Here is a 13,548-nt window from a genome sequence, read left to right as displayed (position 1 = left end):
CTTCCTTAGTATTCCCCGTAACGAGACCTGAATAGCACGCATTCTACACTAAAGATATACTGCTCAATTCAAAATCAAGATTTTAAAAACTTTGCAACGTATCACCATCACTCCCAGCCAAATCCAAGATCGCCAGATTTCGCTTACCGTCGAGCAACATCACTATCTCACCCGCGTCATCCGCCTCCATTCTGGCTCACAGTTTCAAGCGATCGATGGTACCGGACAACTATACCTTGCCGAAATTACCGCTGGAAATGCCCAAATCCTTCAGATTTCTAGTACGATCGATCGAGAATTTTCCCAACCCATCACTCTGATCTGCGCTCTCCCTAAAGGAAATAACTTCGACGATCTCGTTCGCGCTTGTACCGAACTCGGCGTAACTAGCATTTTTCCCGCCATTAGCGATCGAACCCTACTCAATCCCAGTCCGCAAAAGCTCTTGAGATGGCGCAAAATTGCCCAGGAAGCCACCGAACAGTCCGAACGAATAGTTTGCCCAATTATTGCCGAACCACAACCCCTTAAAACCATTTTCAGCCAAATGACTGATTGCAATAGTAAATATCTGTGCCATTCCAGAGGCGATCGACCCCATTTGCTGACATGCCTCCAATCTCGCCAACTCGCCAACAGCCCCATCACGATCGCGATCGGTCCTGAAGGTGGCTGGACGGACGCAGAAATCGAAATGGCGATCGAGTATAAATTCCAACTAGTATCGCTCGGAAGACATATTCTCCGTACCATTACTGCGCCAATTGTCGCACTATCGATCGTCACTGCCACCATTGAAGGGGTCTGATTTTGGGCGTTGCTGAATTTAGGATCGAGCTGCTCCCCTGAAAAATCAAGAAAACTTAGCGAAACGATCGCAATTGATAAGAGCCGTAGCTAAATACCTCTCTCACCGTCGAATACAGATCGCGCAGTTCAAAGAAGTTCGCATGGGCGGTACGAACAGTTTTTACGCCAAATCTTTGGAGGGCAAATTTCGTGCGAGGAAGATGAAAATACTGGGAAATGGCGATCGCACTTTGCCATTTATGTTCGGTCATTAATTGTGCCGTATGCTTGGCAGTGAGATAGGTATTATCTCCTTTACTATCTACATAAATTCGTGTCGATGTTAAACCATGTAAGATTAAATACTGCTTCATTACCACCGCTTCATCAAACCCCTCCTTGCCCACGCCACCACTAACGATCGTATTTTTAAAAATGCCCTGCTGGTAAAGTTCGATTGTTTTATCCAATCTGGCTTGCAATCTTGCCGAAGGTTTTCCATTAGAATTGACCGTATTCCCCAACACAACAGCAACATCAGATCGATCGATATTATCATTCAATCCGGCGATCGAAATTATCACCGCACCGATAATTAATAACCCGATCGATCCGCCGATTCCACGAGTCAAAATAGTGATAATATAACGACGATCTAAGATAGATTTTTGGCTAGTCATAATCAAATTATTTACTCATTTTCTCTTACCGAATCCCCAATCCCGAATCCCCAATCCCGAATCCCCAATCCCGAACACCGAATCCCCAATCCCCAATTCAGCAACGCCAGATGTTTAATAGTCTCGATCCGATTTGGTTATTTTTGGGTGGCTTAGTCATCCGGTATGGTGGAGACTTACTCAAACTTATCGTCCAGTTTGGACTTCAACGATTGGCTTGTCAAATTACGATCGCCGAAACCAATCCGATTTATAGTGCTGTCTGTTGGGAATTAGAGCGCACGGGGAAGGTTTATGATTTTAGTGAGTTGATTTATACTCACGCACCTTTAGTCACGCCAGCGATCGAATCTCCAACGCTAAAAACTAGACTCCAACCGCGTTCGGGCTGGATTGGGATTAGTTATCAGGGGGCGTATATTGGCATCCATCGTCATGATGTCAAAGTTACTGATTTACAAAATACCCAGTTACTTACTTTGGCAACATTCCGCTGGTGGCAGCCTCAGATGCTACGATGGCTGAACGAATTAGAGACCAATTATAATCTGGAAGCTCCATTAATCGTACGATTGATTGGCGGTACGATTTCGATCGTGCGCACCCAAACCAAGCGCAGACGAGAAACATTAGCGATTGATGTCCATACCGAAACCGAACTATTTCGCGATCTCGACAGGTTTCTCCAGAGTCGCGATCTTTATCGTCAACGGGGCATTCCGTGGCGGCGGGGATACCTGCTCTACGGCCCTCCAGGTACGGGTAAAAGCTCCTTAATTCAAGCGATCGCCAGCCACTACGACAGGCAGCTTGTATCGCTCTCCCTGACTGATATGGACGATAGTGCCTTACTCCGTGCTTGGTCGGAAATTACGGCGACTTCGATCGTCGCTTTGGAAGATATCGACAGTGTTTTTTCCGGTCGCAAACCTTTGGGTGAGTTATCATTTAGTGCCCTGCTGAATACTCTAGATGGTGCAGGAGCGGTGGAAGGGAGTATTACGATCCTCACCACCAATCATCGCGAGCAGCTCGATCCGGCTCTGATTCGCCCTGGTAGATGCGATCGAGAGTTTGAGTTAGGTTATCTCACTGCTGAAAGTTGCGCCAAGATGTTTGTCTGTTTCTTCCCCGATCCTGAGTTAGCCACAGTCGTCAGTCAGCAGTTGGGTAGTTATCGGGTTTCCCCTGCGGCATGGCAAAATTATCTTCAGTGTCAGGATAATGGGGCGGAAGCGGTAGCTAATTGCAATTTTGCGGCTCTACAAGTTTTGGATTGAGAGTTATTTAAAAGCCATATTATAAATTAGTTCGTTAGTTCGAGCAGACTTGAATAAATCTACCACAGGGTGAGGATAATCCACTCCGATATTGACATTAAATCGTTTTTGTTCTACTGGCAAAAGTTGCCACGGTTGATGTACCTTGTTCGCCGGAATTTGGGCTAATTCTGGGAGCCAATGTTTAACATAGTTCCCATCTCGATCGTAATCCTGAGATTGTTTGATAATATTAAAAAAGCGGAAACCACGGGCATCATTACCAACTCCGGCAGTATAATTCCAATTTCCCCAATTGCTACATGGATCGTAATCAATTAATAGCGATTCAAACCATTCTGCGCCCATCCGCCAATCGATGCCCAAATTTTTAGTTAAGAAACTACCGACATTTTGCCGTCCGCGATTGGACATAAATCCAGTAGCGGCTAACTCGCGCATATTCGCATCTACCAATGGAAATCCAGTGTTCCCGCTCCGCCATAAATCGAACCTTTCCCAATCTTCTTTCCAAGTTAGCTCGATACCTTGAAGTCCCGATTTTTTAAAAATACGATTACCATGTTTGGCACAAATAAAGCGAAAATAATCTCGCCATAATAGTTCAAAAATCAACCAATAAGTAGAATCATTTTCAATGCGTTCGTTTTCATACTGCTTAACTTGTTGATAAATATAGCGAGGTGAAAGACAACCTAAAGCTAACCAGGGTGAAAATTTAGAAGAATAATCTGCGCCTAACATGCCATTGCGCGTTTCTTTGTATACTCGCAACCTGTCGCGTTGCCAAATATACTCATCCACTCGATCGATCCCCGCAGTTTCGCCACCGTGAAATGCTAAAACTCCCCGCGAGTCAAATTGAGGTGCTACTAATCCTAGTTCGGTGAGACTGGGCAGAGTTCCAGGATCTACATCTGTTGGTAGTGGTGGTAAATTAGTTGGTGCTGGTAACGCTGTTCTAATGTGACCATCTCGTTCTATCTCCTTCCGAAATTTGGTAAATAATTCGGGAAGATGGGTGAGACTAAATGGCAAGTCCTGAAGTTGATAGAGAGTGTGACCCCAAAAAGATTTGCAACCAATATTGATAGCTTTTAACGATCTTTCTAGTTCCGTACTGACGGCAATTTCTTCGGCGGTAACTTCGCGATGATAATACACATCAGTTATTCCCAATTGCTTGACTAATTCCGGAATGACTATTTCAGGTAATCCTCGCCGAATTGTTAAATTGCTACCGCAAGATTGCCAGGAATTGCGCAAATCGGTGATGCTTTCTAGCAAAAATTGCGATCGAAATGCACCTGTCTTGGGAAATCCAAACTTCGTCTGACCAACATGTCGATCGTCAAAGCAATAGAATGGAATCACTCTAGCACCTTCGGCTAGAGCCTGTGTCAGGGGTAAATGGTCGTGTAAACGAAGATCGTTACGATACCAGAGTAGAATCTGTTTAGCAGCCATTAGAACAAATGATAGGGTTTCGATCGAGATCCGATCAGCTAGTACTCGGTGGCGTAAATAACATTACTATTTCGTAAAAGCGGGGAGCGGGGAGCGAAAAGTGCTGATGGTCGGGTGACCCGCCCAGTGGTCTTGGGGTTTCCCCTGTCTTGTCTCACTTATTTTGACGGGGAACCCGTCCAAAAGTGAGCCGCTGTCTTGTCGTTTTCTTATTCGGGGGTTCCCCCCGAATAAAAACGCCGCAAGTAGAGCACCTTTTCAAGAGAGCGGGGAGCGGGGAGAGTGATTAGAACAAGGACTAAATGGTGGCTTTATTTCAGCCGCTCAGTACTAGTATATCTTAACAATGATGCCGTCGCTGTTTGCACAAATCGCCTGGTTCGATCGATCGTCAGTTAGTTGCTAAATTTGAAACCCTCATTCCGCAGGTAAGAACCGAAAATCCTGTATTTTCAAAGGATTTGTTTGAAAATATCTGAAGTCACGGAGATTTATCACCATCCACAACCACTCTATTACTATCGCGTCCATCCAGAAACGATCTCTCAAAGTCAGCAGGCGAGACAAACAGAACGCGCCGCTACTGCGGTGAGAAATGCATTAGTGCGGCGGGGTTTGAGCGATCGATATTGCTTTAATGTTACCTCAGACAATCGGTTTAAGATTGAGGCTAATATTAATAGAAGATCAGGCAAGAATCTGCACCTATACTACCTGACACCCCCGATCGCCTGCTATAGTGATCTACCGATAGCAATAAATTTTTATACCTAAAATTTCAATGGACTTAGTAGACGATAAGGCAGTAGTCAAAGAATATTTTAATAATACGGGATTTGAAAGATGGCAACGAATCTACGGCGATGGTGAAGTAAACAAGGTACAGCTTGCTGTTCGGATTGGGCACCAGCAGACTGTAGACACCTTACTGGGATGGTTTGAGGCAGATAATAACCTCGAAGGTTTATCCATCTGTGACGCAGGGTGTGGAGTAGGTTGTTTGAGCATTCCCCTCGCGACAGCAAAAGCGATCGTTGATGCGAGCGATATTTCTGAGAAAATGGTGGGAGAAGCTAAAGAAATTGCGGCTAAACTATTTGGCAATAACAATAATCCGAACTTTAGCGTTCAAGATCTCGAAAGTCTTAGTGGTAGTTACCATACAGTCGTCTGTCTTGACGTATTGATTCACTATCCTCAAGAAAAAGCTGCGGAAATGATTTCCCACCTCGCATCCCTGGCACAATCGCGGCTGATAGTCAGTTTTGCACCCAAAACTCCCTGTCTTTCCCTACTAAAAAAGATCGGTAGTTTCTTTCCTGGCGCAAGCAAAGCTACCCGCTCTTATCTCCACACCGAAGCCGATATCATCGAAATTTTGGAAGCGCAAGGCTTTACTATCAAGCGCAAAGCCTTGACGAAAAAAAGCGTCTATTTCTCACAGATGTTGGAAGCCGTGAAATAATTATTTCGATCTACTGGCTCTCACACCTGAAGGGCTTTGAGAGCTTGGAATTTTTAAAACTATATTTAACTAAATTACCTGTCTAGAATGCTATCTAATTACTTTACCTCTGTATACCGATCGATCTTAGCTACTGCCTTAATTATCTTCTGTTCGCTACTATTAGCTAATCCAGCTTCCGCCGGAATCGATGATGATAAATACGATGGAAATGTTTTCGTACTCTACGCGGGAAATGGCTCTCTAGTCCCAGCGAGGATTTCGCTAGCCGACTCTTTAAAAGTGAACAAACCAGCCTTGCTAGTTTATTACATCGATGATAGTAGTGACTGCAAAAAATATTCCACGGTAATTTCCCAACTGCAAGCTTACTATGGCAAAGCCGCGAGTTTTATCCCTGTAACTGTGGATAGTCTGGCACTCGATAAAAAATATTCAAATACAGAAGAAGGGTACTATTATAAAGGGACAGTTCCTCAAACTGTCGTCATCGACAAAACAGGTAAAGTTCGGCTCGATCGAGCAGGTCAAATTTCATTTGAGAAAATGGATGATACTTTGCGTGAAGTCTTCGATCTACTCCCAAGAGAGAAATCACTCGAACTAAAACGACGTAGTTTCAACGAGTTTAATACAGAACTATCTCAGTAAACATCAAAGTTATTTAGAGGATTTTCTTGTCTCAAAATTAATCCACCCGCCGACAAAATAAATCTGTCGGCGGGTGGATTAATTTTGTAGCAAAAAGGAGTACCAGTATCCTTACAAATTCTTACGATCGGTAACAAATCAGCCATAAGTCTAAAGCTTTGTAAAATTTAGTCGCTTTGTGTTCTAAGATACAAAGTGGCTGATATATTAACACTAATATCTCAGCCAATCCCGTGTGAAGAGTGGAGCAAAGTATTATTTATGGCAAATCAATTTGGACGACGTAGATTCATTATTTTAGGTGGTGCTGGATTAGCAGGTACAGTTATTCTCAACGCCTGTACCAAACCAGGCGCAAGTCCTACTTCTAGTCCGAGTGCAGCTCCAGAAGCTAGTGCAAGTCCCAGTACCGCACCTGTAGCTGCCAATGGTAAGACGGTTAAAGTCGGAATTTTACACTCCCTCAGTGGTACGATGGCGATCAGTGAAAAAAGCGTCGTCGATGCCGAACAACTCGCGATCGCAGAAATTAATGCCAAGGGTGGCGTATTAGGCAAGCAAATCGAAGCTATTGTTGAAGATGGTGCTTCTGATTGGGATAAATTTGCGGAAAAAGCCAAGAAATTGATCGATCAAGATAAAGTAGAAACAGTCTTCGGTTGCTGGACATCTGCAAGTAGGAAAGCTGTCTTACCTGTGTTTGAAGGGAAAAAGCATATGCTCTGGTATCCCGTGCAGTATGAAGGACAAGAATGTTCGCAAAATGTCTTCTATACTGGTGCTGCACCTAACCAACAAATCGAGCCTGCGGTTGACTGGTTGCTAAAAAATAAAGGTAAAGAATTTTTCCTCGTGGGTTCTGACTATGTGTTCCCGCGCACGGCAAATACCATCATCAAAGCTCAATTAAAAGCCAACGGCGGGAAAACAGTCGGGGAAGATTATTTACCTCTAGGTAATAACGAAGTCACGCCAATTATCGCCAAAATTAAGCAGGCTTTACCCAAGGGTGGAGTCATTTTCAATACTCTGAATGGAGATAGTAATGTTGCTTTCTTCAAACAGATGCAAAGTGCTGGTTTAAATGCTGATAAGTATCCCGTGATGTCGGTGAGTGTTGCCGAAGAAGAAGTCAAAGCGATCGGGGTAGAATATCTCAAGGGTCATTATGCTTCTTGGAACTATTTCCAAACTGTCAATACTCCAGCGAATAAAACCTTCGTTGAAAACTTTAAGAAAAAATACGGTGCCGATCGAGTAGTTAACGATCCGATGGAAGCTGCCTATATCATGGTATATATGTGGAAAATGGCAGTCGAAAAAGCCAAAACCTTTGAACTCGAAGCAGTTCGCAAAGCATCTAATGGTTTAACCTTTGATGCCCCAGAAGGTAAAGTGACGCTGGAAAATAACCATCACCTCTCCAAATTTGTCCGCATCGGTGAAATTGGCGCAGATGGGATGTTCAAGATCGTTTCTGAGTCTAAGGCAGCAGTTAAACCTATTCCTTGGAACCAATATGTAGCAGAAACTAAAGGCTACGCCTGTGATTGGTCAGATCCTGCTAAAGGTGGTAAATACAAGTCTAAAGTTTAGTTAATAACTAATAGCGAATATTTCTGAAATGGTGGCGGGCAATGCTCACCACCATTTTATGTATCTTTGACCACTATTTTGTATATTTTTAACACATAAAATATCCTCATCTTAGTTCCCTACCTTCTCACCCCTAACATCGTGTTATCAGGACTATTAGAAGCCATTTTTAACGGAATGAGTATCGGCTCTGTGCTGCTCATCTCTGCCTTAGGACTTGCAATTGTATTTGGCTTAATGGGTGTGATTAATCTCGCTCATGGCGAGCTAATGATGTTGGGAGCCTACACGACCTTTGTCGTTCAGAACGTGTTTAAAACGCTCCCTGCGCCACTATTTGAATTTTATATATTCTTTGCCCTAATTGCTGCTTTCATCGTCGCAGCAGCCGCAGGATTAGTGTTAGAGAGAGGAGTAATTAGGTTCCTCTATGGACGACCGCTCGAAACGCTATTGGCGACTTGGGGCGTAAGTCTGATTTTACAACAATTTGTGCGAAGTATTAGCTTGGGACTGTCGATCGCGATCGGCTTATTCTCCCTCCTATTTTTTGGCGGGATGTGGTTGATTAAACGTCGTCCAGATTTTGAGAGAATTAGGACTGTTGCGATCGCCATTATCTTACCACTCTCGATTGCAATTAGTGCCGCTGTTAGTAACCTAATCGCTCAAACATTTAAACTCTCCGTCACTCAACCCTGGTTCGGTGCCCAAAATGTTGATGTCACCGCACCAGCTTGGTTGCGAGGGGGGTTGCCGATTGGTGATTTTCAATTGCCATACAGTCGAGTATTTATCATGGTAACTACGATAATTTGCCTAATTGGAATTTATCTATTTTTACAAAAGACAAATTGGGGACTAAGGATTCGCGCTGTTACCCAAAATCGAAATATGAGTGCTTGTCTAGGTATTCCCACCGCCCAAGTTGATGCATTTACATTTGCCCTCGGTTCGGGGTTAGCAGGAGTAGCTGGATGTGCGATTAGTTTACTTGGTTCTGTCGGTCCAAATACCGGACAAAATTACGTTGTCGATACTTTTATGGTGGTAGTAGTCGGTGGTGTTGGTAAACTAGCCGGAACTATTATTGCAGCTCTAAGTATTGGTACTGCGAGTTATTTGATCGGTTCGGGAAATCTTGCCACAATTTTTGCACCGATTCAGCCTGTCGCTGATTTTTTCACATTCTTTGCCACTACTAGTATGGCAAAAGTGATGGTGTTTGCATTGATTATTACCTTCTTACAAGTTCGTCCAGGTGGCATCTTTCCACAGAAAGGACGCAATGTTGAATTGTGAATTACCTGGATATGTAGGGGCGCGTGCATCCGCTTTATACCATTAATTAAGACTGCAATAAAAATGTTGTTTGAACCCACCCTTCCTCCGTAGATATGTTAGTACGCTCGCGCTGTCGCTAACACGCCCTAGATTAATAAATGTATCTCCTTAATAACGATCAATAAATTATAAGTAATGAACTTTCATCCTAATTATGATTACTGTTGTGCCGAAGAAACCTCGAAATAATAGATTAGTAGTAGAAGCGGGAATTGTCGGTACGATCGCCTTAATTTTAATCTTAATTCTACCCTGGGTATTAACTGACTTTCGGCTGAGTTTGTTAGGCAGATTTCTAGCTCTATCGATCGCAGCTTTAGGCATCGATCTGATCTGGGGTTATACTGGATTACTCAGTATGGGGCATGGCGTATTCTTCGCCTTGGGTGGTTATCTCCTCGCAATGTATCTGAAATTGCAGATTCCCACAGATGCTGCAAATCAACTCCCTGAGTTTATGAATCTCTATGGAGTGACTGAATTACCGTGGTTTTGGCAACCATTCCACGACTTCGGTTTTACGATGTTGGCAATCTTATTCATCCCCACTGTTATTGGCGGATTACTTGGCTATTTAGTCTTCCGTAATCGGATTAGGGGTGTCTATTTCTCGATTCTGACACAAGCTGCCACGGTGGTCTTTTTTAACTTCTTTAACGGACAACAAAAACTATTTAATGGCACGAATGGTCTGACTGATTTTAAAACTATTTTAGGTGCTGATGTCGGTCAGTATCAATTTACTTTTTATATCCTCACTATTGTTGCCCTCGTGCTTGCTTACGCACTCTGTCGCTGGCTGACTAGCGGTAGCTTTGGTAATCTACTGGTAGCAATCCGCGATGATGAAAATCGGTTGAGATTTTCTGGCTATAACCCCACTGGATTTAAAGTAATTGTCTTTGCTATCTCCGCCGCACTTGCCGCAATTGGTGGAGCATTCTACACCATTCAAACCGGACGAGTTTCCCCCCAACTAATGGATATTGGCTTCTCGATCGAAATGGTGATTTGGGTAGCTGCAGGAGGACGAGGAACCCTGGTTGGTGCAATTCTAGGTACTTTATTAGTTAACTTCGCCAAGAGCCTCCTCAGCGAGCAATTTCCCGAAGTGTGGCTGTTTTTTCAAGGTGCATTATTCCTACTAGTTGTGACAGTATTACCCGAGGGGGTGGTTGGATTAAGAAAATTATTCCAACGCCGTCAACAACCGATTAGCACTTATCCAAATATCGATCTAGATCCAGAGGTACAGAGTGAACGAGAGCATCCTAACAACTGAAAATTTGACAATGGATTTTGATGGATTTAAAGCCATTAATAATCTCAACTTTAGTATGGCACCTGGCGAACTTCGAGTAGTGATCGGCCCAAATGGTGCGGGTAAAACTACCTTTCTCGATTTGATTACTGGTAAAATCAAACCAACGACCGGACAGGTATTATTCAAAGGCAAAAATATTCGCCGCTACTCCGAAGAGCAGATCTCCCGATTGGGCATCGGACGTAAATTCCAAACCCCTAGAGTTTATCTCAATCTCACTGCCCGCGAGAACTTGGAACTAGCCGCCAATAAATATAAAGATGTCTGGAGCACATTATTTAAAAAGATCTCCAAAACAGAACGCGATCGAATTGGCGTAATATTAGAAACGATCGGACTCGCAGTTAAAGCCGATCTCAAAGCCGATTTACTCTCCCACGGTGAAAAGCAACGATTAGAAATTGGAATGCTCGTCGCTCAATCACCAGACCTACTACTAGTCGATGAACCCGTCGCTGGGTTAACAGATGAAGAAACTGAAAATGTTGGTAATCTACTAGTTACCCTAGCCGAAAGTCATGCAATTCTAGTGATCGAACATGATATGGAATTCGTCCGTCAAATTGCTCGGCAAGTCACAGTTTTACATGAAGGCACGGTACTATGTGAAGGCACAATCGACGAAGTTCAAAACGATCCGAGGGTGATTGAAGTTTACCTCGGTCAACCACAATCGATCGACGAGCGATAAATTAATACCCAAGAAAATCAAATAATTAAAACAAATATTATACCGAGCTAGATTTTTAGAACTATTATATCTGTGTAAATTATATTTAATCCTGCGATATGCTAGAAATCTCTAATTTGAACGTTTACTATGGCGAGAGCCACATCTTACGAAATGTCGATTTACATGTCCCTCCAGGTAAAATGGTGTGTCTGATCGGACGTAATGGCGTGGGTAAAACTACCTTGATGAAAAGTATCATCGGATTGCTCAAACCTCGCACGGGTCAAATTGCCCTCGATGGAACAATAATTAATGATAAATCTCCAGATTTACGTGCCAGAATGGGAATCGGCTATGTACCCCAGGGACGAGAAATTATTCCTCGCTTAACTGTTGAAGAAAACCTTCTACTTGGGCTAGAAGCACGGGGTAAAAGTCACAATTCAACCAATATTCCTCACGAGATTTTTGAACTGTTTCCGGTTTTAAAAACCATGCTGTCGCGGATGGGTGGCGACTTGAGCGGCGGACAACAGCAGCAATTAGCCATCGCCCGTGCTTTGATGGGAAATCCCCGTTTACTCGTCTTAGACGAACCCACGGAGGGGATTCAGCCTTCAATTATTCTCGATATTGAAGCAGCAGTAAGACGAGTGGTAGAGACTACGGGAGTATCGGTACTATTAGTCGAGCAACATCTACATTTTGTCAGACAGGCGGATAGTTATTATGCGATGCAAAAAGGTGGGATTGTTGCTTCAGGTGCGACGAGTGAATTGAGTCAAGATGTGATCCAACGCTTTTTGGCAGTGTAAGTAATTAGCGGTTACGCTGGGTAGTTTAATGAGACTTTGTGCGGAGGCAGTAACCTGTTGCTATTGATACAATGTGACTGTCAGAGTAAAGGCTTCGTGCCCAGCGGTTAATTAACCCATGGAAAAAACATTAAATTCGGTTAAATCGACTTTATTAACTAAAATTGTTGATAAAACAGCTATCATCGGTGTTGTTGGTTTAGGCTATGTCGGGCTACCTTTTGCTGTAGAAAAGTGTAAAGTTGGCTTTACGGTAGTAGGCATAGAACAAAGTCCCAAGCGTGCAAATGCAGTTAATGCTGGCGAAAATTATATTGGCGATGTTGATGACGATCGATTGAAAGAGATTGTTAGTAGTGGTAAATTAAGAGCGGTCACTAATTTCGATTGCGTGTCAGAATTAGACGCTTTAGTGATTTGCGTACCGACCCCACTCACCAAAAATCTTACTCCAGATCTCAGCTACGTCAAAAGTGTGACCGAGCAAATAGCCAAACACTTACGCCCTGGGCAATTAATTACCCTAGAATCTACTACATACCCAGGCACCACTGATGACTTGATGCGACCGATTTTGGAAGAAACCAGCGGTTTAAAACAAGGTGTGGACTTCTTTCTCGCCCATTCTCCAGAACGGGTAGATCCAGGTAATGTGAGGTATTCTACCAAAAATACGAATAAAGTAGTCGGTGCTTCCGATCCCGATTCCCTAGAAGTTTCTACTCTATTTTATCAACAAACGATCGACCACGTAGTCCCCGTCTCTAGTGCTAAAGCCGCCGAATTAGTTAAGGTATTTGAAAATACTTTTAGGGCTGTTAATATTGCCCTCGTGAATGAATTGGCTCTATTATGCGATCGGATGGAAATCGATGTTTGGGAAGTGTTAGATGCTGCCAATACTAAACCCTTTGGGATTATGCCATTTTATCCTGGCCCTGGTGTCGGCGGACATTGTATTCCCCTCGACCCACATTATTTGGAATGGAAAGCAAAGGAATATAATTTTAATACCCGCTTCATTCGCCTCGCTGGGGAAATTAACCGCTCCATGCCCGAATTTGTGGTTCAAAAAGCGAATAAAATAGCCAATCAGCAAGGGATTGCGATGTCCAGAGCCAAGATTCTTTGCTTGGGAGTGGCTTACAAAAAAGATATTGATGATTGGCGCGAATCTCCTGCCATTGAGGTGATGAAGCTACTCAAAGAGCAAGGGTCTACACTTAGCTATTATGACCCCTACGTGCCCCAAATTACCTTAAATGGACATCCATTCACATCTGCACCAGATTTGACCGCCGCAGTAACTGAATCAGATCTAGTATTGATTACTACCGAACACAGTAACATTGATTATCAATTAGCGATCGATCTTGCGAAGGCGGTATTAGATACACGCGGAATTACCCGCAGGTTAAAAGATTCCGAAGGTAAAGTAACTTTGTTGTAAGTCTGTACCCAGTA

At 43.4% G+C, this 13,548-nt stretch carries 13 protein-coding genes; 11 read left to right on the top strand and 2 right to left on the bottom strand.

Annotated features, from left to right (window positions below; all coding sequences use genetic code 11):
- The first annotated feature begins 91 nt into the window (after positions 1–91).
- Positions 92–808: a 16S rRNA (uracil(1498)-N(3))-methyltransferase gene (locus RMO55_RS03990; protein WP_310423857.1), complete on the top strand. Its 717-nt coding sequence runs from the start codon at positions 92–94 to the stop codon at positions 806–808.
- A 55-nt stretch (positions 809–863) separates the two neighbouring features.
- Here the strand turns inward: RMO55_RS03990 and RMO55_RS03985 are convergent, their stop codons facing one another.
- Positions 864–1,469: a YdcF family protein gene (locus RMO55_RS03985; RefSeq protein ID WP_310423854.1), complete on the bottom strand. Its 606-nt coding sequence runs from the start codon at positions 1,467–1,469 to the stop codon at positions 864–866.
- Positions 1,470–1,579: 110 nt separating this feature from the next.
- Here RMO55_RS03985 and RMO55_RS03980 point away from each other — a divergent pair, with 110 nt between their 5' ends.
- A complete protein-coding gene (locus RMO55_RS03980; RefSeq protein WP_310423853.1) occupies positions 1,580–2,749 on the top strand; it encodes an AAA family ATPase in 1,170 nt (389 codons plus the stop codon).
- Positions 2,750–2,752: 3 nt separating this feature from the next.
- Here RMO55_RS03980 and RMO55_RS03975 read toward each other — a convergent pair whose 3' ends face one another.
- Positions 2,753–4,216, bottom strand: coding sequence for a DASH family cryptochrome (locus RMO55_RS03975; protein ID WP_310423850.1), 1,464 nt, complete (start codon positions 4,214–4,216; stop codon positions 2,753–2,755).
- Between the two features lie 465 nt (positions 4,217–4,681).
- Here RMO55_RS03975 and RMO55_RS03970 point away from each other — a divergent pair, with 465 nt between their 5' ends.
- From RMO55_RS03970 to RMO55_RS03930, 9 genes are all read left to right on the top strand, one after another.
- A complete protein-coding gene (locus RMO55_RS03970) occupies positions 4,682–4,990 on the top strand; it encodes a hypothetical protein (protein WP_310423847.1) in 309 nt (102 codons plus the stop codon).
- Positions 4,991–4,997: 7 nt separating this feature from the next.
- Positions 4,998–5,681: a magnesium protoporphyrin IX methyltransferase gene (gene bchM / locus RMO55_RS03965; RefSeq protein WP_396134164.1), complete on the top strand. Its 684-nt coding sequence runs from the start codon at positions 4,998–5,000 to the stop codon at positions 5,679–5,681.
- 87 nt (positions 5,682–5,768) lie between these two features.
- Positions 5,769–6,332: a thylakoid membrane photosystem I accumulation factor gene (locus RMO55_RS03960; protein ID WP_310423844.1), complete on the top strand. Its 564-nt coding sequence runs from the start codon at positions 5,769–5,771 to the stop codon at positions 6,330–6,332.
- Between the two features lie 261 nt (positions 6,333–6,593).
- A complete protein-coding gene (gene urtA / locus RMO55_RS03955) occupies positions 6,594–7,928 on the top strand; it encodes an urea ABC transporter substrate-binding protein (protein WP_310423841.1) in 1,335 nt (444 codons plus the stop codon).
- A 141-nt stretch (positions 7,929–8,069) separates the two neighbouring features.
- On the top strand, positions 8,070–9,230 hold the full coding sequence (gene urtB / locus RMO55_RS03950) for an urea ABC transporter permease subunit UrtB (protein ID WP_310423837.1): 1,161 nt from the start codon (positions 8,070–8,072) through the stop codon (positions 9,228–9,230).
- 196 nt (positions 9,231–9,426) lie between these two features.
- Positions 9,427–10,554 (top strand): urea ABC transporter permease subunit UrtC, encoded by a 1,128-nt coding sequence (gene urtC, locus RMO55_RS03945; RefSeq protein ID WP_396134163.1) that lies wholly within the window; start codon positions 9,427–9,429, stop codon positions 10,552–10,554.
- Entirely contained in the window at positions 10,529–11,287 is a 759-nt protein-coding gene (urtD, locus tag RMO55_RS03940; protein WP_310423834.1) for an urea ABC transporter ATP-binding protein UrtD, read from the top strand. The genes urtC and urtD overlap by 26 nt, the downstream gene beginning before the upstream one ends.
- 98 nt (positions 11,288–11,385) lie before the next feature.
- Complete coding sequence (gene urtE / locus RMO55_RS03935) at positions 11,386–12,084, top strand: urea ABC transporter ATP-binding subunit UrtE (protein WP_310423831.1); 699 nt, start codon at positions 11,386–11,388, stop codon at positions 12,082–12,084.
- A 118-nt stretch (positions 12,085–12,202) separates the two neighbouring features.
- On the top strand, positions 12,203–13,534 hold the full coding sequence (locus RMO55_RS03930; RefSeq protein WP_310423828.1) for a nucleotide sugar dehydrogenase: 1,332 nt from the start codon (positions 12,203–12,205) through the stop codon (positions 13,532–13,534).
- The last annotated feature ends 14 nt before the right edge of the window (positions 13,535–13,548 follow it).

The organism is Chamaesiphon sp. VAR_48_metabat_135_sub, from assembly GCF_031418915.1.
GTDB lineage: Bacteria > Cyanobacteriota > Cyanobacteriia > Cyanobacteriales > Chamaesiphonaceae > Chamaesiphon.
This window is presented reverse-complemented; position numbering and strand designations above follow the sequence as displayed.

Excerpts from the sequence above, each read along its gene's own strand:
- RMO55_RS03985 (WP_310423854.1), bottom strand. The coding sequence starts at position 1,469 with ATGACTAGCCAAAAATCTATCTTAGATCGTCGTTATATTATCACTATT.
- RMO55_RS03980 (WP_310423853.1), top strand. The coding sequence starts at position 1,580 with ATGTTTAATAGTCTCGATCCGATTTGGTTATTTTTGGGTGGCTTAGTC.
- RMO55_RS03975 (WP_310423850.1), bottom strand. The coding sequence starts at position 4,216 with ATGGCTGCTAAACAGATTCTACTCTGGTATCGTAACGATCTTCGTTTA.
- bchM (WP_396134164.1), top strand. The coding sequence starts at position 4,998 with ATGGACTTAGTAGACGATAAGGCAGTAGTCAAAGAATATTTTAATAAT.
- RMO55_RS03960 (WP_310423844.1), top strand. The coding sequence starts at position 5,769 with ATGCTATCTAATTACTTTACCTCTGTATACCGATCGATCTTAGCTACT.
- urtA (WP_310423841.1), top strand. The coding sequence starts at position 6,594 with ATGGCAAATCAATTTGGACGACGTAGATTCATTATTTTAGGTGGTGCT.
- urtC (WP_396134163.1), top strand. The coding sequence starts at position 9,427 with ATGATTACTGTTGTGCCGAAGAAACCTCGAAATAATAGATTAGTAGTA.
- urtE (WP_310423831.1), top strand. The coding sequence starts at position 11,386 with ATGCTAGAAATCTCTAATTTGAACGTTTACTATGGCGAGAGCCACATC.
- RMO55_RS03930 (WP_310423828.1), top strand. The coding sequence starts at position 12,203 with ATGGAAAAAACATTAAATTCGGTTAAATCGACTTTATTAACTAAAATT.